Origin of the sequence: Pelagibius sp., from assembly GCF_965227505.1 — a bacterium.
Taxonomy (GTDB): domain Bacteria; phylum Pseudomonadota; class Alphaproteobacteria; order Kiloniellales; family Kiloniellaceae; genus Pelagibius.
The window spans coordinates 2,115,042-2,140,924 of sequence record NZ_OZ245757.1 but is presented as its reverse complement, the minus strand read 5'-3'; the positions used below and the strand labels follow the sequence as shown (position 1 = coordinate 2,140,924).

Annotated in this window: 27 protein-coding genes; 13 read left to right on the top strand and 14 right to left on the bottom strand. The window is 68.5% G+C overall.

The window, feature by feature from the left end:
• Nucleotides 1-41: 41 nt before the first annotated feature.
• From ACO06P_RS10070 to ACO06P_RS10030, 9 genes are all read right to left on the bottom strand, one after another.
• Nucleotides 42-716, bottom strand: coding sequence for a 50S ribosomal protein L25/general stress protein Ctc (locus tag ACO06P_RS10070; RefSeq protein WP_420345111.1), 675 nt, complete (start codon nucleotides 714-716; stop codon nucleotides 42-44).
• 132 nt (nucleotides 717-848) lie between these two features.
• Nucleotides 849-1,793, bottom strand: a complete 945-nt coding sequence (locus ACO06P_RS10065; protein ID WP_420345110.1) for a ribose-phosphate pyrophosphokinase — start codon at nucleotides 1,791-1,793, stop codon at nucleotides 849-851.
• A 336-nt stretch (nucleotides 1,794-2,129) separates the two neighbouring features.
• Nucleotides 2,130-2,255 carry a hypothetical protein gene (locus tag ACO06P_RS10060; RefSeq protein WP_420345109.1) on the bottom strand — a complete coding sequence of 42 codons (126 nt, stop codon included), beginning with the start codon at nucleotides 2,253-2,255 and terminating at the stop codon, nucleotides 2,130-2,132.
• A gap of 1 nt (nucleotide 2,256) precedes the next feature.
• Nucleotides 2,257-3,408, bottom strand: coding sequence for a M24 family metallopeptidase (locus ACO06P_RS10055; RefSeq protein WP_420345108.1), 1,152 nt, complete (start codon nucleotides 3,406-3,408; stop codon nucleotides 2,257-2,259).
• 64 nt (nucleotides 3,409-3,472) lie between these two features.
• Nucleotides 3,473-4,240 (bottom strand): peptidoglycan editing factor PgeF, encoded by a 768-nt coding sequence (gene pgeF / locus ACO06P_RS10050; protein WP_421935180.1) that lies wholly within the window; start codon nucleotides 4,238-4,240, stop codon nucleotides 3,473-3,475.
• Nucleotides 4,241-4,282: 42 nt separating this feature from the next.
• A complete protein-coding gene (locus ACO06P_RS10045; RefSeq protein ID WP_420345105.1) occupies nucleotides 4,283-5,389 on the bottom strand; it encodes a class I SAM-dependent methyltransferase in 1,107 nt (368 codons plus the stop codon).
• Nucleotides 5,390-5,403: 14 nt separating this feature from the next.
• Nucleotides 5,404-6,234: a prolipoprotein diacylglyceryl transferase gene (gene lgt, locus ACO06P_RS10040; RefSeq protein ID WP_420345104.1), complete on the bottom strand. Its 831-nt coding sequence runs from the start codon at nucleotides 6,232-6,234 to the stop codon at nucleotides 5,404-5,406.
• Nucleotides 6,235-6,240: 6 nt separating this feature from the next.
• A complete protein-coding gene (rfaD, locus tag ACO06P_RS10035; RefSeq protein WP_420345103.1) occupies nucleotides 6,241-7,224 on the bottom strand; it encodes an ADP-glyceromanno-heptose 6-epimerase in 984 nt (327 codons plus the stop codon).
• A 122-nt stretch (nucleotides 7,225-7,346) separates the two neighbouring features.
• On the bottom strand, nucleotides 7,347-8,351 hold the full coding sequence (locus tag ACO06P_RS10030; RefSeq protein ID WP_420345102.1) for a substrate-binding domain-containing protein: 1,005 nt from the start codon (nucleotides 8,349-8,351) through the stop codon (nucleotides 7,347-7,349).
• A gap of 192 nt (nucleotides 8,352-8,543) precedes the next feature.
• Between ACO06P_RS10030 and ACO06P_RS10025 the strand changes: the two genes are divergently transcribed.
• The 6 genes from ACO06P_RS10025 (at nucleotide 8,544) to ACO06P_RS10000 (ending at nucleotide 13,009) form a co-directional block, all read left to right on the top strand.
• Entirely contained in the window at nucleotides 8,544-8,885 is a 342-nt protein-coding gene (locus tag ACO06P_RS10025; protein WP_420345101.1) for an accessory factor UbiK family protein, read from the top strand.
• A gap of 221 nt (nucleotides 8,886-9,106) precedes the next feature.
• A complete protein-coding gene (locus tag ACO06P_RS10020; protein ID WP_421935179.1) occupies nucleotides 9,107-9,607 on the top strand; it encodes a YbjN domain-containing protein in 501 nt (166 codons plus the stop codon).
• 72 nt (nucleotides 9,608-9,679) lie between these two features.
• Nucleotides 9,680-10,495 (top strand): pyrroline-5-carboxylate reductase, encoded by an 816-nt coding sequence (gene proC / locus ACO06P_RS10015; RefSeq protein ID WP_420345100.1) that lies wholly within the window; start codon nucleotides 9,680-9,682, stop codon nucleotides 10,493-10,495.
• Nucleotides 10,496-10,581: 86 nt separating this feature from the next.
• Nucleotides 10,582-11,376: an SMI1/KNR4 family protein gene (locus ACO06P_RS10010; protein ID WP_420345099.1), complete on the top strand. Its 795-nt coding sequence runs from the start codon at nucleotides 10,582-10,584 to the stop codon at nucleotides 11,374-11,376.
• Nucleotides 11,377-11,434: 58 nt separating this feature from the next.
• Complete coding sequence (locus ACO06P_RS10005; protein ID WP_420345098.1) at nucleotides 11,435-12,349, top strand: aldo/keto reductase; 915 nt, start codon at nucleotides 11,435-11,437, stop codon at nucleotides 12,347-12,349.
• A 12-nt stretch (nucleotides 12,350-12,361) separates the two neighbouring features.
• Entirely contained in the window at nucleotides 12,362-13,009 is a 648-nt protein-coding gene (locus ACO06P_RS10000; protein WP_420345097.1) for a DUF6064 family protein, read from the top strand.
• Here the strand turns inward: ACO06P_RS10000 and ACO06P_RS09995 are convergent.
• Complete coding sequence (locus tag ACO06P_RS09995) at nucleotides 13,006-13,467, bottom strand: MarR family winged helix-turn-helix transcriptional regulator (RefSeq protein WP_420345096.1); 462 nt, start codon at nucleotides 13,465-13,467, stop codon at nucleotides 13,006-13,008. The genes ACO06P_RS10000 and ACO06P_RS09995 overlap by 4 nt on opposite strands.
• 170 nt (nucleotides 13,468-13,637) lie before the next feature.
• Here ACO06P_RS09995 and ACO06P_RS09990 point away from each other — a divergent pair, with 170 nt between their 5' ends.
• A complete protein-coding gene (locus ACO06P_RS09990; RefSeq protein ID WP_420345095.1) occupies nucleotides 13,638-14,108 on the top strand; it encodes a hypothetical protein in 471 nt (156 codons plus the stop codon).
• Nucleotides 14,109-14,184: 76 nt separating this feature from the next.
• Nucleotides 14,185-14,760, top strand: coding sequence for a metal-dependent hydrolase (locus ACO06P_RS09985; protein ID WP_420345094.1), 576 nt, complete (start codon nucleotides 14,185-14,187; stop codon nucleotides 14,758-14,760).
• 58 nt (nucleotides 14,761-14,818) lie between these two features.
• On the opposite strand, the gene ACO06P_RS09980 is transcribed toward ACO06P_RS09985, so the two are convergent.
• The gene (locus ACO06P_RS09980) at nucleotides 14,819-15,559 is read right to left on the bottom strand and encodes a hypothetical protein (RefSeq protein WP_420345093.1); all 741 of its coding nucleotides are present in this window, start codon (nucleotides 15,557-15,559) and stop codon (nucleotides 14,819-14,821) included.
• 319 nt (nucleotides 15,560-15,878) lie between these two features.
• On the opposite strand from ACO06P_RS09980, the gene ACO06P_RS09975 reads away from it, so the two are divergent.
• The 3 genes from ACO06P_RS09975 to ACO06P_RS09965 all read left to right on the top strand — a co-directional run bounded on the left by ACO06P_RS09975 (nucleotide 15,879) and on the right by ACO06P_RS09965 (nucleotide 17,966).
• Complete coding sequence (locus ACO06P_RS09975; RefSeq protein ID WP_420345092.1) at nucleotides 15,879-16,367, top strand: YbaK/EbsC family protein; 489 nt, start codon at nucleotides 15,879-15,881, stop codon at nucleotides 16,365-16,367.
• 168 nt (nucleotides 16,368-16,535) lie between these two features.
• Nucleotides 16,536-17,141 (top strand): TetR family transcriptional regulator, encoded by a 606-nt coding sequence (locus ACO06P_RS09970; protein WP_420345091.1) that lies wholly within the window; start codon nucleotides 16,536-16,538, stop codon nucleotides 17,139-17,141.
• 318 nt (nucleotides 17,142-17,459) lie between these two features.
• The gene (locus ACO06P_RS09965; protein WP_299397695.1) at nucleotides 17,460-17,966 is read left to right on the top strand and encodes a phasin family protein; all 507 of its coding nucleotides are present in this window, start codon (nucleotides 17,460-17,462) and stop codon (nucleotides 17,964-17,966) included.
• A 92-nt stretch (nucleotides 17,967-18,058) separates the two neighbouring features.
• On the opposite strand, the gene ACO06P_RS09960 is transcribed toward ACO06P_RS09965, so the two are convergent.
• Nucleotides 18,059-19,246 carry an FAD-dependent monooxygenase gene (locus ACO06P_RS09960; RefSeq protein WP_420345090.1) on the bottom strand — a complete coding sequence of 396 codons (1,188 nt, stop codon included), beginning with the start codon at nucleotides 19,244-19,246 and terminating at the stop codon, nucleotides 18,059-18,061.
• A gap of 135 nt (nucleotides 19,247-19,381) precedes the next feature.
• Between ACO06P_RS09960 and ACO06P_RS09955 the strand changes: the two genes are divergently transcribed.
• Both ACO06P_RS09955 and ACO06P_RS09950 read left to right on the top strand, forming a co-directional pair.
• Nucleotides 19,382-20,311 carry a LysR family transcriptional regulator gene (locus tag ACO06P_RS09955; protein WP_420345089.1) on the top strand — a complete coding sequence of 310 codons (930 nt, stop codon included), beginning with the start codon at nucleotides 19,382-19,384 and terminating at the stop codon, nucleotides 20,309-20,311.
• 142 nt (nucleotides 20,312-20,453) lie between these two features.
• Complete coding sequence (locus ACO06P_RS09950) at nucleotides 20,454-20,801, top strand: tRNA-binding protein (RefSeq protein WP_420345088.1); 348 nt, start codon at nucleotides 20,454-20,456, stop codon at nucleotides 20,799-20,801.
• Nucleotides 20,802-20,823: 22 nt separating this feature from the next.
• Here the strand turns inward: ACO06P_RS09950 and ACO06P_RS09945 are convergent, their stop codons facing one another.
• Together ACO06P_RS09945 and ACO06P_RS09940 are read right to left on the bottom strand one after the other, a co-directional pair.
• Entirely contained in the window at nucleotides 20,824-25,308 is a 4,485-nt protein-coding gene (locus ACO06P_RS09945; RefSeq protein ID WP_420345087.1) for a protein kinase domain-containing protein, read from the bottom strand.
• A gap of 8 nt (nucleotides 25,309-25,316) precedes the next feature.
• Nucleotides 25,317-25,775 (bottom strand): hypothetical protein, encoded by a 459-nt coding sequence (locus tag ACO06P_RS09940; protein ID WP_420345086.1) that lies wholly within the window; start codon nucleotides 25,773-25,775, stop codon nucleotides 25,317-25,319.
• Between the last annotated feature and the right edge of the window lie 108 nt (nucleotides 25,776-25,883).

Genomic DNA, 25,883 nt, shown 5'->3' with positions numbered 1-25,883 from the left:
GGGCGGCGGCCCCGATGGCTTCGGAGCCGCCGGGAGCAGGCTTAGCTTTCGCCGCCCTCGCCCTCGCCCGTGGCTTCTGCCGGCGCCTCGGCCTCGCCGGCGGCTTCGCCTTCCGCCTCGGCAGCCGCTTCGGCGGCTTCGTCCTTCACCACGGTCGGCGCGGCGATGGTGGCGATGGTGAAGTCGCGGTCGGTGATGGTCGGCTCGACGCCGTCCGGCAGACTGACCATGGAGATGTGCACGCCATCGCCGATCTGCAGGCCCGCGAGATCGATCTCGATCTGCTGGGGAATGGCGTCGGCGCGGCAGGTCAGCTCGACCTCGTAGCGCACCACGTTCAGCACGCCGCCGCCGACCAGACCGGGGGACTGGTCTTCGTTCAGGAAGGTGACGGGCACCTGGACGGTCACCGTCGTGGCGGCGGAGACGCGCAGGAAGTCGACGTGGACCGGCTGGTCGGTCACCGGGTCGAACTGCACGTCACGCGGCAGCACGCGCTCGGACGCGCTGCCCACCTTGATGTTGAACAGGGTCGAAAAGAAGCCGCCGCTGTGCAGCAGCTTGTTCAGCTGCCGGTGTTCCAGGGCAATCATGATGGGGTCTTTTTTGGCACCATAGATCACGCCCGGCACCTGGCCGGCGCGACGTGCTGCCCGGGCTGGCCCCTTCCCGGCCCGTTCCCGCGCGCTGGCGGGAAGCTCGACAATCTCAGACATTGCTGTCTCTCCTTACACAAAGCCTCCCGCGGGAGGCACGAAGGGCAGAGACGAAGAAGGCTCTGCCCGCTTGTCCGACCCGGCCTCCAGGGGTGCCGGCGTCGGATGACTTAAATCCTGTTCTGCCGGGCGCTACATTGCCGGCACATCGAAGAGGCTCGAGACCGAGCGCTCGTCGCTGATCCGCTGCATCGCATCGCCGATCAGCGGGGCGATGGAGATCTGGCGGATGTTCTGGGCCACCCGCACGGCCTCGGTCGCCTGAATGCTGTCGGTCATGACCAGCTCCTCCAGCGGCGAGGAACTGACCCGCGCGACCGCGCCGCCCGACAGCACCCCGTGGGTGACATAGGCCGAAACGGCGGTGGCCCCGGCTGCCTTCAGCGCCACCGCGGCGTTGCAGAGGGTCCCGGCCGAATCGACGATATCGTCCAACAGGATGCAGCGCCGGCCCTTCACGTCGCCGATGATGTTCATCACCTCGGAAACCCCGGCACGTTCGCGGCGCTTATCGATGATTGCAAGGTCGGCGTCAAGCGGTTTGGCGATGGCCCGGGCCCGCACCACGCCGCCGACATCGGGGGAGACGATGGTCAGATTGCCCTTCCCGTTGCGCTCCAGGATGTCCTTGGTGAACACCGGGGTCGAGAAGAGGTTGTCGGTGGGAATGTCGAAAAAGCCCTGAATCTGGCCCGCGTGAAGCTCCAGCGTCAGGACCCGGTCGGCCCCGGCGGAGGTGATGAGGTTGGCCACCAGTTTGGCCGAGATGGGGGTGCGGCTGCCGGTCTTGCGGTCCTGGCGGGCATAGCCGAAGTAGGGCAGAACCGCCGTGATGCGCCGCGCCGAGGCGCGCTTCAGCGCGTCCATGGCCACCAGCAGTTCCATCAGGTTGTCGTTGGCCGGGTAGGAGGTGGACTGGATGATGAAGACATCCTGGCCGCGCACGTTCTCGTGGATCTCGACGAAGATCTCCATGTCCGAGAAGCGGCGCACGCTCGCCTTGGTCAGCTCGAGATTCAGGAAAGCGGAAATCGCCTCGGCCAGGGGCCGATTGCTGTTCCCGGTCAGAATTTTCATCGCTACACCCCTAGCTGGGCCTTGGCACTGCGCGGATCTGCGGGCAGGGAAGAGAGGACGCCGGCAAGAAGGCTCATCCGGAGATTTCCCCTGGCTTTCCCCCTTGTCCCGATCGGTCTCTCCGGCCCGGGCGGCGGGACCATATCAATGCACCTGGGGCCTGTAAACGTCCTTGGATGGACAAATTGTGACAGAGCTGCAGGGGCGCCGGGGAACGCCGGGGAAGCCCCGGAACCGGGGCGCTTCAGCCAGCCCGGCGCAGGCCCGGATCCAGGCCCGGGCCCACGCCCGGACCCAGGCCCAGGCCCAGTCCCAGATCCGGGCGCCGCGCCGCGCTCACATGAAGAAGCAGCTGGCCAGCAGACCCAGCACCAGGAACATCACGAAGATGGTCATATGGGGCATAGGGGCGTCCTTGCTCGGTTCTCTGCCGCCGAAACCCGGCGCCTGGCGGGGCTGCACCCTAGCGGTGCTCCAGGTCCAGGCCGGACTTGGAGAGCGGCTCCGCGCCGCCCTCTGTCACAAGATTTGTGCGGCCCAGGGTCATGGCAACCCCGGCCTCGGAGTTGAAGATGATCATATGGCAGAACACCACCATGCCCGGAACGAAAACCGCCGGGTTGCCGTGGTAGAGCATGGGCCAGTCCATCCAGGTCGGCGCGAAGGTGGTTCCCAGCGAATAGCCGCAGGCGTTCAGGCGGTGGGCGGCGTAGCCCGCCGCGTCCATCACTGCGCCGTGGGCGTCGAAGGCCTCGCCGAAGGTGTTGCCGGGCTTGAGGCGCTCTTCCACCGCCAGCAGCGCGTCGCGGGCGACGGCATGCATTTCCCGGTGCAGGGGCAGCGGTTCGCCGATGGGCAGGGTGCGCATCATGGCGGCGTGGTAGTGGCGGTAGGTGCCGGCCCATTCCAGGGTCAGCTGGTCTTGCGGGTCGAGGTGGCGGCGCCCCGTGTGGTAGCGGCAGAGCAGCGCCTGGGGGCCGGAGCCGATGATGAACTCGTTGCCCGGGTCGTCGCCGCCGCCTGAAAAGATGGCCCCGTGCATGGCGGCCAGGATATCGCCTTCGAAGGCGCCGGGGCCGGCGGTGTCCAGGGCCGCCTGCCAGGCGGCATCGGCCAGTTCCGCGGCCCTGCGGGCATAGGCGATTTCCTGGGGGCTTTTCACCGCCCGCAGCCGGGTCACCAGGTCCGAGGCGTCGGTGAGGCTGCAGAAGCCGTCCAGCGCGGCGTCCAGGCGCTTGCCGTTGGCGGCGGTCAGGCCGTAGGCCTCGTACTCCACACCCAGGCGCCGGCCGGCGCAGCCGGCCTCCTCCAGGATCGCGCGCAGCTCCCGGAAGGGCGCGGCCTCCGGATGGTCGACCCAGACGCGGATGTCCTCGATGGTGGAGGTGTGCTGCGCCTGGCGCAGGTCCGGCGCGCGGGTCAGCAGGACGTTGCGCCCGTCGGCGCCCAGGTAGAGACACTGGGCGAAGCAGTAGCCGAAGGTGTCGTAACCGGTCAGGTAATACATGGATTCCTGGCGGAACATCAGCAGGCCGTCCAGGCCGTTGTCGGCCAGCAGGCGGCAGGTTCTGGCCCGGCGCTCGGCCAGCTCCTCCTCGGAGAAGTGCAGGGGCATCGCTCTCGACTTTCGGGGGATGGGCTTTCGGGGAATGGAGCTTTCGGGAAGGGGCTTCGCGGGATCAGGATTCCAGATAGATGGCGGAGAGGCCGCGGCCGTAGTCCGGCTCCTTGCGCAGGCAGGCGCGGCGATAGCTGAAGAAGCGGCCGTCTTCGGCGCAGGTATCGCAGGGCAGGGTCTGGATGGCCGTCAGGCCCGCCCCGGCAAGACGGCGGGCCACATAGCCCTTGAGGTCGAAGTGGAAGTGTCCGCTGCGCTGGCCGGGACAGAAGAAATCGGCGTTGCGGCTGTCCTGCTCCAGAAAGGGTCTGGGGAATTCGGGGCCGACTTCGTAGGAGCGCTGGGAGATCGCCGGGCCGATGCCTGCCAGGACCGCGGCGGGTCGCGCGCCCAGCGCCGCCATGGCGGCGACGGTCGCCTCCAGCACGCCGGTCAGCGCGCCCTTCCAGCCGGCGTGGGCGGCGCCGATCACCCCGGCCTCAGGATCGGCCAGCAGCACCGGCACGCAGTCGGCGGTGAGGATGCCCAGCGCCACACCGCGTTGGCGGGTCACCATGGCGTCGGCCCTGGGGGCGTCCTCGCGCCGCCAGGGCTCCCGCACCTCAACCACGTCGGGGGAGTGGACCTGATAGGCGGTCACCAGGCGGGCGTCCTCCAGGTCGATCCGCGCCATGGCGCGGCGGCGGTTCTCCGTCACGTGTTCCGCTGCGTCGCCGGATCCGTAGCCGCAGTTCAGGCTGGCGAAAAGGCCCTCGCTCACCCCGCCGTTGCGCGAGAAAAAGCCGTGGCGCACCGTGGCGGTGTCGTTGAGTGCTGCAACCGTCAACATGGCGGGAACTCTAGCCTCGTCTCGCGCCCGGCGATAGGGGGCTCACGCCCTGCCCGCGCCCGCATCAGGAAAGCCCGCGGGCGTGCCCAGGGCGGGCGCGGCCAGGGCCAGGGCCTTGAACAGGCTGCCCATCTGACCGGGCGCCGCCAGCCTGTGTCGTGCGGCCTCGATCTCCCGGGCCTTGGCCGGCGCGGTGGCGGCCAGGGCCGCGGCGCGGGCATCCAGCCCCAGCGCCTCCAGGAAGACGCCCTGTTCCACGGGGCCGAAGGCCGCCGCCCCCTTGGCCGCGGCGGCCTCGGCGAGGCTTTCGAAGTCGACATGGGCGGTCAGGTCGGCGCTGCCCGGGTCGGCCAGCACATCGGCGCGGCGGTGCCGGCGCAGGGCCTGCAGCGTGGCGCCCGCGGTGGAGGCGGCGGGGCCGTAGTCGACGATCAGCGCCGCGCCGCCCTGCTGTGCCAGCCGCTCGCCCAGGTAGGCCGCGAGATTGAGGCCCTGGGGGCAGAGCTCGACGAGGCTGCCGCCCGCCGCCCCGCGCAGGCCCGGCGGGATCAGCGCCGCGTTGAGCGGGCTGGGCGGGGCCAGGGCCATGGCCAGGCCGCCCTCGCCGTCCGCCACCACGACCCGCTCCGCCCAGCCGCCGGCGGTCTGCTCGAACTGGCGCACCGGGAGGGCGTCGAAGAACTCGTTGGCGATCAGCAGCAGTGGCCCGTCGGGCAGTTCCGCCAGGGAGTCGATCCAGGTGACCCGATGGCCGGTCAGCGCCTCTTTCTGGCGCCGCCGCAGCGCCGGACTGACCTCCACCAGATGGACCTGCAGCGCTTCCGAAAACCCGGGCAGGGCGCGTGCGGCCCGCAGCGCGTCGGCCATCAAGCTGCCGCGTCCCGGTCCCAGTTCCACCAGCAGGCAGGGGTCGGGGCTGCCCAGGCGCTGCCAGGTGTCGGCGCACCACAGGCCGATCAGTTCCCCGAACATCTGGCTGATCTCCGGCGCCGTGACGAAGTCGCCGCCTTCGGCGCGCGGCGCGCCGAAGGGGTCGCCGGACATATAGTATCCGTAGCGCGGATGGGTCAGGCAGAGCGCCATATAGTCGGCCAGGCTGAGGGGGCCCTGGCGCTCGATCCGCGTCAGCAGTTCGTCCAGGAGAGACATCGCAGGATGGCGGATCAGGCGCGGCGCCGCAGCGCCCAGACCGTGACGATCAGGCCGACCAGGAACATGGGCAGCGACAGCACCTGTCCCATGGTGATGCCCTGGACGATGAAGCCCAGGAAGGCATCGGGCTCGCGGTAGATCTCCGCCACGCTGCGGGTCACGGCGTAGCCCATCATGAAGACGCCGGAGATCAGCCCCGTACGCTGCAGCGCGCCGCGGCGCACCATCAGGTAGAGCACGATGAAGAGCAGCAGGCCCTCCAGCAGCGCCTCGTAGATCTGGCTCGGATGGCGCGCGATGGGCCCGGCCTCGGGATGGGGGAAGATCATGGCCCAGGGCACGGTCTCGGGATCGGCGGCACGCCCGAAGAGTTCCCCGTTGATGAAGTTGGCGATGCGCCCGAGGAACAGGCCGATGGGCGTGGCGGCGCCGACGATGTCGGAGAGGGTGAAATAGCTGACGCCGCGGCTGCGCGTGAACAGCAGGATCGCCGCCAGAACCCCCAGCATGCCGCCGTGAAAGCTCATGCCGCCCTGCCATATGATGAGGATCTCCAGCGGGTTCTGCAGATAGTGGCCGGGCTTGTAAAACAGCACGTAGCCGAGCCGCCCGCCCAGCACCACGCCCAGTGTCGCCCACAGAAGGAAGTCGTCGAAGTCGACCGGCTTCAGGCGGTTGGGCGGCAGCTTGGTCATCCAGCGGCAGTAGACCCAGGCGAGGATGAGGCCGGCGATGTAGGCCATCGCGTACCAGCGCACATCGAAGATCCAGATGCTGAAGGCGACCGGATCGAAGTTCGGGTGCTGCAGAACCAGAAAAGTCGGGGTCAGGGTTTCGGCCATGGAGCCTCAGAGATAGGGATCGGGCTTCTGGAGATAGTCCTTCACGTAGCGCGCCACCCCGTCCTCCAGTTCGGTGAAGGGCCTGTCGTAGCCGGCGGCGCGCAGGCGCGCCATCTGCGCTTCGGTGAAGTACTGATACTTTTCGCGGATCTCCTCGGGCGTTGGCACGTAGCGGATGTTCTCGGGCCGCTCCATGGCGGAGAAGACGGCGCGTGCGAGATCGGCAAAGCTGCGTGCCTTGCCGGTGCCGACATTGAAGAGGCCGCTGACGCCGGGGCTGTCCAGCAGCCAGAGCATCACCGATACACAATCGCCGACCCAGATGAAGTCGCGCAGCTGGCCGCCGTCGGGATAGTCCGGGTTGTGCGACTGGAAGAGGCGGGCCGGCTCGCCGCGGCTGAGCTGGCTGAAGAGGTGCCAGGCGACGCTGGCCTGGCCGCCCTTGTGATACTCGTTGGGGCCGTAGACGTTGAAGAACTTCAGGCCCGCCCACTGCGGCGGGGCCGGGGCGTCGTCGGCCAGGCGGCGCTGGACCCAGCGGTCGAAGAGGTGCTTGCTCCAGCCGTAGCCGTTCAGCGGCCGGAGCTGCGCCAGATAGGCGCTCTCGGCGCTGTCGTCGAAGCCTTCCGCGCCGTCGCCGTAGGTCGCCGCCGAGGAGGCGTAGATCAGCGGGATCTCCTCGCGCGTGCAGTGATCCCAGAACACCTTGGAGAGCCGGAAGTTGTTGGCCATCAGGGCATCGCCGTCGGTCTCGGTCGTCGCGGAGATGGCGCCCATGTGGAAGACCGCGCTCAGCCGCCCCTCGGCCCAGCGCAGGAAGTCCGGCAGCTCCTCCGGCGGGATGACGTCCTCGATCGCGTGGTGCGCCAGGTTGCGCCACTTGTCGTCCTGGCCCAGGCGGTCGCAGACCACCACCGGCTGGCCCCGTTCCGCCAGAGCGGCGACGAGGTTGGAGCCGATGAAGCCGGCGCCGCCGGTGACGAGAAGCATGGGCAGGCAGGTCCCTTTATCGAACGATCGGCCCGCTGCGGGCGCCGCTCCTTATAGGTGGCGGAGCAAAGCCGGGGCAAGCCCGGTCTCGGCCGGAGTGTCGCCGACACTCAACCGGGCCGCTACATCCTGGCGGCCGGAAGGCGGGCTGCGGACTGGCGTTGGGCGTCGCGCTCCCCCGGCGGCAGGGGCACGAGGCCGAGGCGCAGCAGATAACCGTTGTCGCCTGCTGCGGTCTCGCCGGAGACTTCGGCAGCGTAGTCGGCGAGGCCGGGAATCACGCCGACATGTTCGCGTTTCACGTAGAGATAAACGGGCTCGGCCGGGCCGTAGCGGCCATCGGCGATGGTCTCGGGGCCTGGGATGACGCCGTCGATGGCGACGGCCTGCAGGCGCGCGCTGTTCCTGTAGGCAAAGGTGAAGCCGAAGATGCCCAGCGCATCCGGGTTGCGCTCCAGTTGCGACAGGGTCTGCGGATCGTCGGCAGGGACTTCTGCGAACACGCCGTCGGCGCGCAGCGGCGGGCGGCCGCCGGGGTTGCGCGACCCGGCGCCCGCAGCCATGACCAGACGGTCGAAGCTGGCGCGCTGGGCGCTCGTCGGCGGCGGGCCGAAGACCGCGATCGGGGTGACCGGCAGCGCAAAGTCGATGTCGCTCCACAGCCGGTAGGGATTGTCCGACGGCCCCCCGTCCAGCGGCACCTGCGCCGCCAGCGCCCGGAACAGCTGCCTGCGCGTCAGCGCCAGGGCCGCGCCGCGCCGCGCCTTTGCGACCACCACGGCGCGGTGGCCGATCTTGATCTCGGCAACGCTGATGCCTTTGCTGCGGCAGCGCTGGTGCTCGCTCGATGTCATGCGCCGCTCGGCGGTGGCGATATCGGGATGCTCCGGCCCCTTGCCGGCGCAGAACAGCGCAAAGCCCCTGGCGGTGCCGTTGGTCTCGACCACCGGCGTCGGCAGGTCGGTCCTCAGGTGAAAGGCCTCCGCTGCGGCCACCGCCAGCGGGAAGACCACCTCGGAGCCGACGACCCGCAGGCGCTCGCGCTCGGCCGCGGCGGCGGCGCAGGCCGTGGCGAGCAGAAGCACGCCGGCCAGCGCCCCGCACCGCAATCCCCGATGGTCGATCATGCTGCCATGCCCCCTTGAAGCCCTGGCCGGCGATTCGCCGGCGGCAAAAGTGAACCCTCTCAGGTATCGCAAGGCAAGGCCGCGACTGCGGCGCAAGGCCGCGGCGGGGCCGGTCCGGTTGAAGCTGCCGGAAAGGCAGGCCATAGTGGCGCGGAAGCCTTGACTTGCGCTGCACCATAGGGGGGCGCCGCCATGCAAAGCGAAAACAAGATCCTCGACGACTTCGCCCGTCTGGCCAGCAGCGCCATGGGTGTGGCCGCCGGCATGCGCGGCGAGGTCGAGGCGCGCCTGCGCGAACAGATGGAGCGGCTGCTCTCCCAAATGGATGTGGTTCCGCGCGAGGAGTTCGACGCCATAAAGGCGGTCGCCATTGCCGCGCGCGAGGAGCAGGAGGCGCTGACCGCAAAGCTGGCGGCGCTGGAAGCGCGCCTCGCGGCCCTGGAAGGCGGCAAGGCGCCGGCGAGGAAGCCGGCCAAGAAGGCTGCCTCCCAGACCGCTGCCCAGAAAGAGTCCGAACCGAAAGAGTCGGACTGAAGAGGCGGTGCGAAGCGCCGTCGCCGGGCTCTGACTCCAACCTCTTTATCTCGTCCACAGCTTTCTTGGCCGCGGCGCTGCGTCGCGGAAATTCCCTTGTTGCACAGCGGAATCGAATGAGGCACGCTACATGTAGTAGCGGCGGCGTCGCAGTATTCCATATGTCGGGGCGATTGAGGCGCTGGAGCCCTGCCACTGCCAACCGAAGAGGCTGCGTCGACATGGTAGAACTCGTTCAGGATTCCCACCAGCCGATCAACCCCCTCGACCTTCTCGAAGAGCTCGGCAGCGCCAATGACTGGACCTGCGACCGCCACAGCGAGTCCGAGCTTCTGATCGAAATGTCCGGTCATTGGTGCGAGTACCATATGTATTCCGTCTGGCAGGCCCAGGTGAGCTCGATGTTCTTCTCCTGCCATTTCGACCTCAAAGTCCCCAGAGCCCAGCAAAAGGAAATCTGCGCCCTTCTGGCCCGCGCCAACGAGCGGCTCTGGCTCGGCCACTTCGACCTTATGGCTGAAGAGGGCGCCCTGATGTACCGTCATACCATTCCCCTGCGCGGCCTTTCCGGCGCCTCCCTGGAGCAGTTGGAGGATCTGGTCGAGGCGGCGCTGATGGAATGCGACCGGATCTATCCGGCGCTGCAGATGGTGATCTGGGGCGGCTCGACGGTTGACGAAGCGCTGGACGCGGCCTTGATGGAGACCGTCGGCGAAGCCTAAACGACGCGGGCGCCGGTCCGTCGCCGGTTCGCCCACCGGTCCGCCCCCAACGCGAGGTGCAGGAGCGATCTTATGAAACTGGCCGGTCCGCTGCTGCTGGTCGGCTGTGGCAAGATGGGCGGCGCCCTTCTGGAAGGCTGGCTGGGCCAGGGTCTCGACCCGGACCTGGTCTGGATCGTCGAGCCCCATCAGGACTCTCTGCAGGCCTATCTGGCGCGTGGCGCCCATCTGGTCGCCGGTCCGGCAGAGCTGCCGGCGGGCCTCCAGCCGGCGCTCATGGTCTTCGCCGTCAAACCGCAGATGCTGGCCGATGCTCTGCCGGCCTACCGCGCTTTCGCGGACAAGGGGGCAGCGGCGCTGTCCATCGCCGCCGGCTGGCGCGTCGCCGCCTTTGAAGAGGTGCTGGGCGCCGAAACCCCCATCGTCCGCGCCATGCCCAATACCCCGGCGGCGGTCGGCCGGGGCATGACCGTGCTCTGCGCCAATGCCCGCTGCGACCGGGACCTGCGCGACCTGGCCGCGGACCTGCTGATGGCCGTCGGCGCGGTTGCCTGGATCGACGACGAGGGCCTGATGGACGCGGTGACCGCGGTCTCCGGCGGCGGCCCGGCCTACGTCTTCCTGCTCATCGAATGCCTGGCGGAGGCCGGCGTCGAGGCGGGCCTGCCCGCCGACCTCGCCATGCAGCTCGCCCGCGTGACCGTGGCCGGCGCCGGCGCCCTGGTCGACCAGTCCACCGAGCCCGCCGCCACCCTGCGCCAGAACGTCACCTCGCCCGGCGGCACCACCCAGGAGGCGCTCAGGGTGCTGATGGCTGAAGACGGCCTGCAGCCGTTGCTCACCAAGGCCATCGCCGCCGCCACGGCGCGCAGCCGGGAGCTGGGCTAGACAGGTCCAGTTACCCCGGCGGCAGTCTTCTGACCAATTTTGGTGTATGTTCGCCATTCCAATTCGCGCATAAGAAGTGCCTGGGAATGGACGAAGCTGGCTGTCGAGCGTTTTGGCGGGAGATGAAGGAACAGGTTCGGTGTTTCCGGAAGGAAGACCGCAACCGTATCGTCTTTGGTGCGCGGCGGCGTCGTTTCGCCTGGATTCTAGGACGCCCTCTCGGTGGCCATGACTACAGGACTCTCCCTGTCGTCCCGGACCAAACGCTGCTTGATTTCGAGCGCAAATCCAGGGTCGCTCTGCCGCCGTCCTACAGGACGTATCTGCAAGTGTTCGGAGCCGGGGGGGCCGGACCGAACTACGGAGTAGAGGATTTCAACAGGTATGTGCGCGATCGCGATTTTTCGGCACCGTTTCCGCACACCGAGTCGTTGCCCGAAGATCACCGCGAGCTGCCGACGTATAACGCTGAGTTGGGGTTCCCAGGTCTTGCATATATCAGCGATCTCGGCTGCGGTTGCGAAGCTTTGCTCGAAATGAATGGCCCGCAGCCAGGTACGGTGTGGCACGAAACCGAGGAGGGCTTCCTCAAACAGAGCGACTTTGCCGACTACTACAGAGAATGGGCAAGGCGCACCCGCCGAAGCATCGACAGCCACGCGACCCTGCGGTTCTTCGCTAGGAAGACTGACCAAAGGGGACGTTATCCGGGTCTCAAGCTCAATGAGATTCTGGATGCTGTCAGTTGCGAACACCACACTTCGGAGGGCTGGAGCTTCCTCAATGTTCCCGAGGGTGAGATTTGGGTGAGGTTCCATGGAATTCCCGGGAAGGTGGTGGTGGATGAAGGGGGCGCGGTCAAGCGCATCGATCTCAAATAGGGCCACGCTTTGAATTCCGGTGCTGCGGCGCCATGTATGACTTATGAAGAAACCTCTGGTGACAACCCGGCGTGCGGTGCTGGGCGGCCTGGCGGCCCTGCCGTTTGCCAGTTCTCTTGTGCGTTCTCCGGCAGCGCGCGCCAACGGGATTGCGACCCGGCCCATCCCGGCCAGCGGCGAGCCTCTGCCCGTCATCGGCATGGGCACCTGGATCACTTTCAACGTCGGTAGCGACCAGGGCCTGCGCGATGCGCGCAGCGAGGTGCTGCAGGCTTTCTTCGATGCCGGCGGCGGCATGATCGACTCCTCGCCGATGTACGGCTCCGCCGAGGCGGTGATCGGCCACGGCCTCGAACGCACCGGCCAGCCGTCCGGGCTGTTCTCCGCGACCAAGGTCTGGACCTGGGGCCAGTCGGACGGAGTCGAGCAGATGGCGGAATCGCGCCGCCTCTGGGGCGTCGAGCGGTTCGACCTGCTGCAGATCCACAACCTGCTTGCCTGGGAGGACCACCTGGAGACCCTGCGCGCCATGAAGGCCGAGGGACGGGTGCGCTACATCGGCATCACCACCTCCCACGGCCGCCGCCACGGCGACTTCGAGGCGATCATGCGCGCGGAGGACATCGACTTCGTCCAGTTCACCTACAACGTGGTGGACCGGGAGGCCGAGCAGCGCCTGCTGCCGCTATCCGCCGAGCGCGGCCTGGCGGTCATCGTCAACCGGCCCTTCCGCCGCGGCGCCCTCTTCGACCGCTATGCCGCCAAGCCGCTGCCGGGCTGGGCGGCGGAGATCGACTGCGCCAACTGGGCCCAGGTCTTCCTGAAGTTCATCGTCTCCCACCCGGCGGTCACCTGTGCGATCCCCGCGACGTCGCGGGTCGACCACATGGCGGAGAACATGGGGGCGCTGCACGGCCGCCTGCCGGACGCCGCGCTGCGCACCCGCATGGCGGCTGACATCGAAGCGCTCTAGGGCCGCGCGCCGGTGCTGGCCTTCGACGCGGAGGTGCTGGCGGCGCTCTTCGCCCAGATCAACCTTGCGCTCTGGCCCTGGCAGATCGCCTTTCTGGCGGCGGCCCTCGCTGTGCTCGGTCTTGCCGCCTCCGGCCGACGTCCTGCAGGCCGCGCCATCGGGGCGATCCTGACGGCCGGCTGGCTCGCCTGCGGCCTGATCTTCCACCTCCATTACTTCGCCCAGCTCAGCTTCACCGCGCCGGCCTTCGGCGCGCTGTTCCTGGCGCAGGCCGCGCTGCTGGCCTGGAGCCTGGTGCTGCGCGGCGGTACGGCCTTCGCGGTGGGCCGCGGTGCGGCGGCAGGCCTCGGCTTCGCGCTCCTGGCCGCGGCGCTGCTGCTGCCGCTTCTGCAGGCCCTGCTGGGTGAAAGCTTGGAGACGGCACGGATCGTCGGCCTGGCGCCGGGCCCCACGGCGGTCTTCACCCTCGGTGTCCTGCTGCTGAGCGCCGGGCGCTGCCCGCTGCACCTCATGGTTCTGCCGCTGGTCTGGACGGTGATTGCCGGCGCCACGGCCTGGGAGCTGGGAATGCCGGCCGATCTGGCGCAGCCGGTTCTCGGCGCTGCGGCGCTGGCTGCAGGGGTACTCCACAATCGCAGGATCGCCCGCAACCCTGCTTAAGTCGCGTCGCGGTCGAAGCCTCTGTCGATGACCCGCTCCAGCAGGACACGGAGCTGCGCCATGCCGTCCTCACCCAGCCCCTCGGCCATGCGCGCCTCGATCTGCCGCTTGATCCGCGCGCCGTCCCTGAGGGCGGCCTTGCCCTTGGCCGTGTAGTGGATGACCTTGGCCCTGCGGTCTGCCGGGTCCGGTCGGCGGACGACGACCCCGGCGGCTTCCAGATCGTCCACCAACTGCTGCACGGCCTGCTTGGTGAGGCCGGAGCGTTCCACGAGGTCGCGCTGACGCGTGCCCTCGGGACTGAGGAAGGCCGTGATGTTGCTCTGGGCGCGGCCATACCATCCGTGCCCCGCCGCCTGCATGGCGGTGATGAAGGCCTCCTTCCACAGAAAGGCCGCCTGCCACAGCGGCCAGCCGATGTGATCGGGCTTCAGCCCCGTGTCGTCCGCTTCGCTCAAGTCGGCGTCCTCTGCTTTTAGTCAAGATACTTGACTACATGAGTGTCGAAGGATATGGTCAAGCATCTTGACTAAAAGCGCAAGGGCTGACGATGCCATGGTTCGACCGACGCCGCTTTCTTGCCGGAGCCGCCGCTGCGGCGGCGGCCCCGGGTCTGACAGGCTCCGCCATGGCTGAGTCCCTGACGCTGGCACGCCAGCGGGGCGAATGGCGCAGTCTCTTCCGTGGCGGCATGCTGTTCCGCTGGCGCCACGACAGCGAGGCCTTGCTGGGGGAGGTGAGCGCGGCGACCGCCGGCTGGATGGCCGTCGGTTTCAACGATACCGACAGTCTCAAAGGCACCTGCTTCGTCATGGCGCAGCTTTCCCGGCCACCGACGCGCGTGGAACTGCGCCGTGCCCTGGTGCCCGACCATATCCGCATCGACGATCCGGGCGTGCGGGAGGGCTTGCAGGTCCGCCGCCGCAGCTATGCCACGGGGCGGTCCCAGCTCGACTTTCGCCTGTTGCACCGCGTCGGGAACCTTCTCGGGATGAACCTTTCCCCCGGCGCTGCGACCTATCTGATGCTGGCCTGGAGCCGCTCGCCCGATTTCGGCCATCACTCGGCGTTCCGCGACCAACGGGGCGTCGTGCTCTAGACCGCTGTTCACCGCCGCAGTCTCCGCAAACCCCGCTTCCCGGCTTCTCACGGCCGGGGGAAAGGAAGCCTGCGCCTTGAAAACCCCGACCCACTTCCTGATCGGACAGGGCTGTGCCGCCGCTTTCGGCTGGGGCGGCGCCCTGCGTCGGGCCTGCGTGATCGGGGCGGTGGTGCCGGACATTCCGGTCGTCGCCGTCTGGTCGGTGATCGCCGCGCGGGTGACCTGGCAGAACGGCGGCTACGCACAGGGCCAGGTCAAAGCCGGGATGGATGCGCTCTACTTCTCGGACTCGGTCATGATCGCGCTGCACAACCTGCTGCACGCGCCGCTCAGCCTTTTCGGCCTGACGCTCCTGGCATGCCTGCTGTTGTGCCGGGCGCCGGTCTGCCGGCGGATCTGCCTGGCCTTTCTCGCCGGCGCCGCCACCCATGCGCTGGCGGACATCGTCAGCCACGTCACCGACGGCCCCCTGCTGCTGTGGCCGCTCGATCGCAGCCTGCGCCTCACCGGACCTGTCAGTCACTGGGACCCGGCCTTTGGCGGCCACTGGATCACGGCCCTTGAGCTGGGAACTGCCGCGGCTTTCGGCGTCTATGCCCTTGCGGCACGCTGGCGCCGGCGCGCTGGCCGGGCGGCGGCGACCGCCTAGAGCGGAACGGGAGGTGACGGCCTTGCCGGAGGCGGTCCAGCACTCCGGCGGGTCTGCTTCAGGCGGCGTTTTCCCGGTCTTTCAGTCGGTGGTAAAGGCAGCCGGTGTAAAGGGCCAGGAAGTAGACCGTCAGCAGTTCGCGCAGCTCGGTGAAGCGAAGGTTGTAGCCTTCGCCCTCGTTCAGGTCGGTCAGTACCAGTCCGCGGTCGAAGATCCAGACGAGAAAAAACAGAACCGCCGTGGTGCGGACGGCGGGGGTCGGCCAAAGCCACGGCCAGTGACCGTTGAAACTGGCGGTCTGCAGGCGCCGCAGGCCCGGGATCAGCGGGACCAGCACGCCGGAAATCACCACCGCGGCGCCGAGGATGGATTTCGGCAGACGGTCGATGGACTGGTGCAGGTTGTGGAAGTTGGTCTCCTGCTGCCGGTTGGCCTGGATGAACCATTCCGATGACTCCCAGCCGACAAGATGCTGGCCCCAGCTCATCTCCTCGCCGACGATATAGACAAAGCCCAGGGCGAACAGGATCGCGTAGGGGCCGAACCAGGGTTTCGGGCAGGCTGCGCGCAGGCGGAAGTTCTGCAGCGCCAGAAAAAACCCGACGATGGCAACGAGGACGGTCGCATGCTCGATCATGCCGCGCTCGGTCACCATCCAGGTCTGGAAGAAGGAAAACCGCTCGCCGATCGCCAGACTGGCGAAGGGTGTCACTGCCAGTATGGTCGGGATGACGACGGAATAAACATGGTTGATCTCACCGCCCTGGAAGTAGGCGGCCGCGGTCGTCTGAGTGGCCATGGCGCTGCTTTTCTTCGATTCCCCCTGCGAAGACGTCTCCCTCCCGCCAGCCGGAGCATCTGCGTAGTGTGATGACCATGAGCGCCGCCGGTTCCCATGACGCGGGGAAACGGGGCTCTGGCCTGAACGCTCTTGCAGACCTAGGCTGACAAGGAGATGACACTTTTTAGTAACACGAGGGCCGCCCCCGGGGCAAACACGCGCGGCGCGATCCTCGGGCGTAGTCCGGGGCGGTTCGGGCCAGTGGGCGGTTCGGGCCAGTGGGCGGTTCGGGCCAGGGAGCGGTTTTGGCCAGGGGGAAAACAAGGGATGTGGCGACATGGCTGAGGGGGAATTGAAGGAAAGCGCCCGACGCGTTCTGACCGCGCTCGAAGCCTTTGGTCTGGACGTTCGGGTGCGGGAGTTCCCGGCCTCGACGCGCAGCGCCGAAGATGCCGCTGCCGCCATCGGCTGTTCGGTGGCGCAGATTGCCAAGTCGCTGATCTTTCGCGCGGAGCAAAGCAACACGCCCGTGCTGGTTCTGGCGAGCGGGGCCAACCGGGTCGACGAGCGCGCCGTCGGCCGCCTTTTGGGCGAAGCCATCGTGCGCGCCAAGCCGGATTTCGTGCGCGAGGTCACGGGCTTTGCCATCGGCGGCGTCCCGCCGGTCGGGCACCGGCGCAAGCCGGCCACGCTGATCGACCGCGACCTCATGGCCCTGGAGGAGATCTGGGCCGCGGCCGGCACCCCCAACGCCGTCTTCGCGCTGACCCCCGAAGCGCTCCGCCGCATCACCGACGGGACCGTCGCCGACATCAGGCAGGCGTGAAGGACAGGAGAGGCGGGTAAGCCAATGCGATTCTGCGGCAGGTGGCCGCAGCACGGCATCCGGGCCAAGGTATCTGGACCCGGGCTTCCCGCGGCAGGTCTCAATGCCTAAGATGCCAGCGTGGATTCAGGAGTCCCAAGGGGTTGAGACGCCAGAGGAGCGGAAATCATGGTCAAGAAAGCCGACATCCCCAAACACATCATCGACACCGCTTTTGCGCTGGCGGCGGAACGCGGCTGGCGCGATCTGTCTCTGGCGGAGATCGCCGAGGCGGCCAAGGTGCCGCTGTCCACCCTCTATCCCTTGTTTCCCTCGAAACAGGCGATCATTCGGGGCTTCGCCGACCAGGTCGATGCGACCGTGATGGCCGAGGAAGACCCGGAGCGCAGCGAGGCGCCGGCGCGCGACCGCCTGTTCGATGTGCTGATGCGCCGCTTCGAGGCGATGCAGCCGCAACGCGAGGCGATCGGCGCCATCCTGCAGGACCAGATGCGTGACCCCCTGTCGCTCTTCTGCGGGCTTTCCCGCTTCAAGCGGTCCATGGCCGCCATGCTGGAGGTCGCGGGCTTCTCCACCAGCGGCCTGCGGGGGATGATTCGGATCGAGGGCATCTCGGCCGTCTATCTGGCCACCCTCAGGGTCTGGCTGCGCGACGAAAGCGAGGACATGGCCAAGACCATGGCGGCCCTCGACAAGCAACTGCGCCGTATCGACGATCTGGCCAGCCGCATGGGCGGGCGCATGGCCGGGCGGGGTGCGGGCCAGGCCGCCTAGAGCGGATCAGGGCCTGATGGAATCGCCAAGAGCGATCCAGCCAGCCCTGAGCCGCTCCAACTCCTGCAAATAGAGCGGATACCTGCCAGGGCCCTCGGCCGTTCCCGCCCGCCCCGCCGGAACGCCTCCGCGCCTGCTTTCGCTGCGCCTGCTAGCAGCGCAGAGGCTAGGATTTCTGCCGATTTTACGCGATTTTTGTGCAGTGCAAAAAAATCGCTTGACCCTCCGGTTGCAGCCTCTTATATCAGCGTCACCACAGGTATTGTGCGGTGCAACATTGAGGCGGGCAGTCCCCGCACAAATCGAGGAGTTCGAGTGATGGCTGTTTCTGGTAACCCTTTTCTGAACGGTGAGTTCGCCAAGTTCGACTTTGCGTCCCTGATGGATCCCAGCAAGCTTGCGGAGCAGTGGGAGAAGATCGATTTCACCGCCGTTCCGGAGCAGTTCAAGGTCCCCGGTGTCGACGCCCAGGCTCTGGTGCAGGCGCAGAAGCGCAACATCGAAGCCGTGGCCTCTGCCAACAAGGTTGCCCTGGAAGGCGCCCAGGCGGTGGTCCGCCGTCAGGCCGAGATCCTGCGCCAGTCCATCGAGGAAGCCTCCAAGGCTTTCAGCGAGCTGAACGCCGCCGGCACCCCGCAGGACAAGCTGGCCAAGCAGGCCGAGCTGATGAAGCAGGCTTACGAAGCCTCTCTCGCCAACCTGCGTGAGCTGACCGAGATGGCGACCAAGTCCAACGGCGAAGCCGCCGAGCTGCTGACCTCCCGCGTCAGCGAGAGCTTCGGTGAGTTCACCAGCGAAGTGAAGAAGACCGCGAAGAAGAAGTAAGTCTCGCGGACGCTTTTTCCGAAAGCCTCCAAGAAGGGCCGTCTCCGGACGGCCCTTTTGCTTTGCTGGGCCAGCGGGGCTTCCGGCCGGGCTTAAGCCTGCTGGCTGCTGCGTTCCGGCTCCAGGGGAGCGCCGAGGCGCCGGCCATGCCGGACGATGGCCTGGGCTTCTGTGAGCCGCGCAATCTCCCAATCCTGAAGGGCTTCGGGCAGCGGTGCCGGCCGGGCGGCCAGCGCCTGCGCCAGAGCAAACGCGTCTCCCGCCGCCTTGTCGATGCCGCGTGCCGTATGAGGCCTGACCACAGCGGCTGCATCGCCGATCAGGGCGACCCGCCCATAGAGCAGGCGCGGCGCCTCGAGGTCGTGGATGGCCTGGATGAAGGGCTCCGGCGTTGCGGCTACCGCCTCGGCAAAGGCCGGCGGCAGAAGGCTGGCCGCGGCGGCCCGCATCTCTGCGGCGACCGCCAGGTCCAGCCTGTCCGGAGTCATGGAAATCCTGTGGCGGTGACCGTTGCGGTCCGTCAGCAGCCGGTCCAGCGGCGCACCGGCCGGGGCCTGCCGGTACCAGACCCAGTTGTAGCGCCGGGCGCCGGGTTCCGTGGCTCCGTCGGCGCCGGGCACCAGGTAGCCCAGGATGTGCGAGCCGTCCAGGCGATAGAACGCAAAGCGTCCGGCGAGGTCACGATGGGCCTCCGCCCCCAGCGCGGATTCGGGAATCAGGCCGCGCCAGGCGACGTAGCCGGCATAGCGGGGCGCCACCCCGGGCGCGACGGCGTCCCGCACTGCGGAGAGTGTGCCGTCAGCGCCGATCAGCAGGTCGCCCTCCGCGCTGCTGCCGTCCGCGAAGTCCAGCCGCACGTCCTTATGGTTCTGGGCCAGCCCGGTCACCGCGTGGCCTAGATGATAGTGCGCCTCGGGAAAGCGCTCCCGCAGGGCCCGGTAGATCCGGTCCCAGGCATGCTGGGTCTGGTGGCTGCGATCCCGGTCGATGAAGCGGCCCTGCCGGTCCAGGGTCACCCGCTCGAAAGCGGTCACGCCAAGAGGCTCGACCGGCGCGATCCCGAGCGCACGCAGGGCACGCACCAGATCGGCCTGCTCGACCAGGCCGGCGCCCTGGCTCTCCAGGCTCCGGGATGAACGCTCGAAGATGTCGACGCTCCAACCCTGTTGCCGCAGCAGGGTGCCGGCGAAGAGTCCCGCCAGGGAACCGCCGGCGATGAGGGCGCGGCGTTTCGAGGCCGTGGATGGCGGCGTCGAAAGGCGTTTGGGGGTTATGGGCATGGAGCGGTCTCCTTGCTGTGGGCCTTTGACTGCCCCGGAAGATCGCCCTTGTCATCGATAATTATAATACCGAGAATACGGGAAGTATCGTTGCGTTCTATGCAAAGCCAGGATCCGTTGGATCAACTCGCCTCTATGAAAGCCTTCGTTTCTGTCGTCGAGGCCGGCGGTTTCGCCCCGGCCGCGCGGCGCATGGGGCTCGCCACCTCTTCGGTGACCCGCCAGGTCGACGCCCTGGAAGCCAAGCTGTCGGTCCGGCTGCTGAACCGCTCGACCCGCAAGGTGACCCTGACCGATGCCGGGCGGGGCTACCACGAGAAGGCCGTGCGCCTGCTGGGGGACCTGGAAGAGGCCGACCGCTCGGTCGCCGGCGGCGACCAGCCGCATGGGGTTTTGCGGGTCAGCGCGCCGCTGGCTTTCGGGCGCCTGCATCTGACGCCGGTCCTGAGCGCCTATCTCGAGGCCTGTCCCGGAGTGCGGCTGGACCTTCTGTTCACCGACGCCCTGACCGATCTGGTGGCCCTGAATATCGATGTTGCCATTCGCCTGGGCGGGCTGGAGGACGGCGGTCTCATTGCGCGCAGACTGGCCGGTCACCGGCGCCTCGTCTGCGCCAGCCCTGCCTATCTGCAGCGGGCCGGGCGCCCGGAGACGCCCCGTGACCTGGCCGACCACAGCTGTCTGACCTTCGCCTACGGGCCGGGCCGCGACATCTGGCGCTTCCAGGAGGGTGCCGGAGGGGGGCCCCGAGGGGACGCCGGGCCCGAAGCGGTCGAGCTGGAGGCCCGGGTGCGGGCCAACAGTTCAGAGACCCTGGTCCAACTCGCGCTCTCCGGCCTTGGGTTTGTCATGATGCCGACCTGGCTGGTCGGCGCGGAGGTGGCTGCGGGCAGGCTGGTCCCCGTCCTGACCGAATGGCAGGCCAATCCGGGCGCCATGGAGACTGGCATTCATGCCGTCTATCTGGAAAACCGACGTGGTGTGCCGAAGGTCCGCAGCTTCATCGACTTTCTGCTCGCGCAGTGGCAGCCACAGCCACCCTGGGAGCGCGGACTCGAGATCTGATCGTGCGCGTTGGCCACGCACCCTCGCCGAGCCGGCTGCCGGCAAGCCATCCGGGGCTGATCTCTTGCCCGGCGCCCGGCGCCGGTGATAGCGTCGCCCGCGCCGCCCCGCCGACTGCTCCCCGCGAACTCCCGAGCCGATCATGACCGAGACCGCCCCCATCACTTTCGACGACTTTCTCCAGGTCGACGTGCGCGTCGGCACCATTGTGGATGCGCAGCCCTTTCCCGAGGCGCGGCGCCCGGCGATCAAGCTCTGGGTGGACTTCGGCGCGCCTCTCGGCGTGAAGAAGACCTCGGCCCAGATCACCGTCCACTATGCGGTCGAGGACCTGGTCGGCAAGCAGGTGGCGGCGGTGGTGAACTTTCCGCCCAAGCAGATCGGCAAGTTCATGTCGGAGATCCTGGTTCTCGGCTTTCCCGACGATGCGGGCGAGGTGGTGCTGGTGACCGCCGACAAACCGGTGCCCAACGGCGGACGCCTCTACTGACCCGAACCGCTTCCCGCTGCCGTCACGGCGCGCAAGCCTGGGAGGCTTCGCCCACGCCGAGGTATTGATCGCGCCGGGTGGTGTCGAAGGCATGGCTGCTGATGGCGCAGGCGCGGGCCATGCTCAGGCTGTTCCAGAACAGCACCCGGCCGTCGTCGCCGCTGGTGGCAAAGCGCTGGCCGTCCGGATGGACCGCCACCCGCCAGCTGGCGCCCTCGTGGCCCGGCCGGGCCTCCGCCAGGCGCCGGCCCGTCGGGACGTCCCAGAGGTGCAACTGCCCGCTGCGGTCGGTGACCACCAGGGTTACGCCGTCGGCAAGATAGGCCAGATCGGTCGCACCGCCGGTGTGGCCGGTCAAGATGCCGAGGTTGGCACCGGTCTCGACGTCCCAGAGCGTCACCACCTCGTCGCTGGAGGCTGCGGCAAGGCTGCGCCCGTCCGGGCTGAAGGCGAGGCTCCAGATCACATCGTCCTCGGCCTGGAATTCCCGCCGCAGGCTGGCGTCGTCCAGGTCCCAGAGTCGGATGCCTCCGTCGGTCGCAGCCACCGCCAGCAAGCTCTCGTCGGGAGCCAGCGCGGCGCGGGTCACCGCACCGCCGTCATAGTCCAGAACTGTCTCGCGTGTGCCCTCCGCGACGTCCCAGAGGCTGATGCCGCCGTCGCTGGCCGCGATCAGCCGCTGGCCGCCGGCCGCAAAGGCGAGCGACCAGACCGCACCCTGATCGCCCTTCAGCAGGCTGTGCTGGCTGCCGCTCTCAAGGTCCCAGAGCCGCACCTCCCCGCTGCGGTCTCCGGCCGCCAGCAGGCCTCCGTCCGGTGCGAAGGACAGCGCCCAGACCTGGTGGCGATGGCCGGTCAGGACCTGGGCGTTTCCAGGCGCCTGCGGGTCCCAGACCGTGATCACGCCACTGTCGTCTCCGGCCGCCAGCAGGCGCCCGTCGGCGCTGACCGCCAGCCCCTTGGCCGCCGCACCCGGCACCCGCTGCGCGCTGGCCAGGGGCTGGTCGATCCCCATCTGCCAGAGACGCACAAGCTGATCGCGGCCGAGGGTCGCCAGGCGGTGGCCGTCGCGGCTGACCTCGATGTCGATGATGCCGCGGCTGTGCCCGCTGGGCGTCGAGGCGATAGGTTCGTTGCGGATCGGCTGCCAGAGATGCAGGGCGCCGTCGCCCCCGCCGCCGAACAGGGTCTCTCCGTCAGGGGCAAAGGCCACTTCGTTGATCGCTCCGGCGCCGGCGAAAGCCTGGCCGATGATTCTGCCTCCGGGGTAGTCGACCAGCATCGAGGTGGAGTCGCTGCTGGCGGTGGCGAAGCGGTCGCCCTGCGGACTGAAGGCCAGGCTCCAGACGTCGCTGGTATGCGCGCTGCGGATCGGCTCGAAGACGAACTCCGCCGACGGCAGCGCCCAGGCGAAGATGTCGCCGGCCCCGGTCCCTGCGACCAGCCCCTTGCCGTCGGGGGTGAAGCGGACGCTCAGGAAATCACTGGCGCGATCGATCAGCGGTGCGCGCGGCGGGGCACCCTCCGCCATGTCCCCCTTCGGCACGTCCCCCTTCGGCACGTCCCAGAGCCGGACGCTGCCGTCTTCACCGGCGGCGGCGAGACGATCTCCCGCAGGGTCGACCCTTACGCCCCAGACGATGTCCTGCGACTGGGCGATGGTGCGCGCCTGGCCGCCCAGGCCGTCCCCCACAGCCCGGATGTGGACGGCACCGTCGTCGCCGGCGGAGACCAGGTGGCGCGCGTCGGGCGTGAAATGAAGATCCTGGATGCCGCCGCTGTGGCCTTGCAGACTGGGGCCGACAGGCCGGCGCATGGCGACGTCGATGATCTCTATGGTGCCGTCGCGCCGGCCGGTGGCCAGCAGCGTCCCGTCCGGCGTCATGGCAATCGCCAGGGCATCGCCGGCGGGGACGGGGCTGCCGACGAGAAAGGGGCCGTCGCCGGTGAGAGCATCGCGCGCGGCGATCATGGAGGCGCGGGCGTCGAAGCCCGAGGGGCCCGGCCCGGAGCGGGCGACCGCCTCGGCGGCGAGGGCCAGGGCCAGCAGCGGATCGGCTTCGACCAGGCCGTTGGCGGCGGCGCCCAGTGCCCCGGCGAAGCGTTCGGTCGCTTCGGCGGTGGCGCGCTCGGCCCGCTCCTCGTTCTCCTGGGCTTCGCGCAGAGCCAGAAAGGCGACGACCGAGGCGGCTGAGGCGCCGACCGCGAGAAACGACAGCATCGACACCGCCACGCGGCGCGTGCGCCGCTGCCGCCGCCGCCGCTCGGTGGCAGCGGTAACCGCTTCGGCCTTGGCCCGGGCCGAGGCATCGATGAAGGCGCGGTCGAGTTCTCCCGGCAGGTCGGGCCGCTTGGCCGCCCAGTCCTGCGCTGCCAGCAGGGGGGTGCCGCGGTACAGCAGGTCGGCATCGCGGCCGGCGGTGTCCCACTCCGCCGCGGCGCGGGCGAGGCGCTGGCGCGTGCGCAGGTCGTCGCGGCTTTCCTCGATCCAGTCGCGCAGCCGCGGCCAGGTGCGGAGCAGCGCTTCGTGGGCGATCTGGACGTTCTGAGCGTCGACGGTCAGCAGCCTGGCCTCGGTCAGGCGCTCAACGACACGCTGCAGCACCTTCGGCGTACTGTCGTGTTCGATCTCCCCGCGCGCCAGGATGCGGCGGGTGTCAGGCGTCTCTTCACCGGGCGTGACCAGACGCAGAAAGAGACGCCGCGTGGCATCGCGCTCCGCATTGCCGAAACTGCTTTGATAGGTGGCCTCGGCGGTCTGGCTGATCGCTCCCGCGACGCCGCCGGCTTCCCGATATCCGGCCACCGTCAGGCGGTTGCCCTGGCGGCGCAGCCAGGTTTCCACCAGCGCGTGGGCGACCAGCGGCAGGGAACCGGCTTCCTCGCCCGCTTCTTCGATGATCGCCTCGATCAGGTTGCGCTCGACGTAGAGGCCGGCGCGGCGCGCCGGTTCACTGATGGCGCGGCGCAATTCGGACCGGGTCATCGGGCCGACCAGGACCTGGTTCCCGGAGATGCGCTCGGCAAGCCAGGGCACCTCGGCGCAGGCCGCGTAGAAATCGGCCCGCACGGCGATCACCACCCGGACGCTGCTGTCGGCCGGATCGGTCATGGCCGAGAGGGCGCCGATAAAGGCTTGGCGTTGGCTTTCCGGCGCCAGGGTGAAGAGTTCCTCGAACTGATCGATGCACAGCAGGACCGGCGTATCGGTCTCGTCGCTGCGCCCCAGATGCCGGGCGAGGCCGGGTCGCGCCAGCAGGTCGGCCACCGGAATGGCGGTCTTGCCGGCGGGCAGGGCGCTGGTGAGGGCGTAGTGCAGCTCCGTCAGCGGATCACGGCCCGGCGTCATCAGGATGGCGCGCCAGGTATCGCTGCCGAGCAGGGCGCCGGCCTTCAGCGCCGGCACCAGACCGGCGCGCACGAGGGAGGACTTGCCGCTGCCCGAGGGACCGCCCACTACGAGCACCCGCTCCAACTGTATCCGTCGCACCAGTTCGTCGACCAGAGCCTCGCGGCCGAAGAAGGTGCCGGCGTCTTCCGGCTGATAAGCCGCCAGGCCCTTGTAGGGGCAGGCCGTGTCGCGGCCGCCGGCGTCAGGCACGATGCGGGTCGGGATCTCGTCTTCGGCCTCGGCAACCAGTCGGGCCAGGACGTCGTGGATTGCCGCGCGCCAGCTTTCGATGCCGGTGAAGCGCGCCGCAGGATCCAGAGCCATGCCCTGTTCGATCACCGGGTGCCACTCTGCGGGCAGGGACGGCAGGTGACTTGCAACCACCTCGGCATGGGGCGGCCGCTGGCCCGTCAGAACGTGCCACAACAGGGCGGTCGCCGAATAGATGTCGACAGCCGGCAGCACATCGCCGACGCCGTCGCGCTGCTCCGGCGCTTCGTAAAGCGGGGTGCCGCCGACAATGGTCGCCAGCGGTCCGTGCCTGACGAGATCTTTGGCGATGCCGAGGTCGCCGACCAGAACGCGCTCGTCGGCGGCGACGAGCTGATGCGGCAGAGCCTGCGGCGTATGATGCTCGTTCACCAGCGTCGCATCCGCTTCGACCGGCGCGCGCCGCGCAAGCTGAAACAGGATGTTGGCCGGCTTGACGTCCCGGTGCACCAGCCCGGCCTCGTGGACCGCTGCCAGGCCGTCCGCCAGGGCGTCCACCAGCACTGTGAGTTCCCGCGGGTCCGGGCTGGTGCCGTCGTCCGGGCGGATACGTTGCGCCAGCGTGCCGCGGTCGGCGAAGTCCATCACGAAGTAGGGTCGGCCGTCGTTCAGGCGCCCGACGTCATGGACCGTCACCACCTGGGCCGAGCGAACCCGCCGCAGGAGGCGGGCCTCCTCAACGAAGCGCGACTGCAGGGCTTCGTCCTCGGCGAGGTTGGGATGAAGGATCTTGACCGCTACGGACGATTCAAGCTCTTCATCCCAAGCCCGCACGACTGTCGCGAAGCCGCCCTTTGCAATCTCATCGCAAACCCTGTAGCGGCCGACGTAGCTGGGCAGCGTCATCGGCAGGTCTACAGATGGTCACGCACGTCCACGCAGTGATAGGACTTGGCATCGAGAATGTCGTGGTTCCTATCGGCGGCCGTCACGCAGAGCGTGTGGGCGCCGTTGCGCGCGCCGATCGATACCGCGCTTTGCGTGGTGTAGGCCGGGTAGGCGTCGGTCGGGTGCCAGTCGCCCTGCTTCACGCCGTAGGTGGGCTCGGCGTTGTTGCTGACCTGCTCGACCGTATAGCTTTCGCCCCACCAGATATGGATGTGGTTCTTCGACAGATCGGGCATGAAGTTGGCATCGAAGGTCACGGCCAGTTCCGTCCCCGCCTTCGCGACGGCTGCGATCTTCACCACGCAGCCGTCGACCGGACAGGCATTGGGCATATTCGACTGGGCGAGCGCCGTTACCGCCAGACCGAGGGTCGCGCCGCCAAGCGCGGCACAGAGTCCCGACGCAAAGATGTTCGACAATTTCATTGGACCGCCTCCGCAAGTGATGGAAATCACCCTGCCCCAATGCCGTCAGGGTTCGCCCAAGGGCTGCGGGAGTCAAGGCCCCTGCCATGACACCTTGGTGGCGCGGGC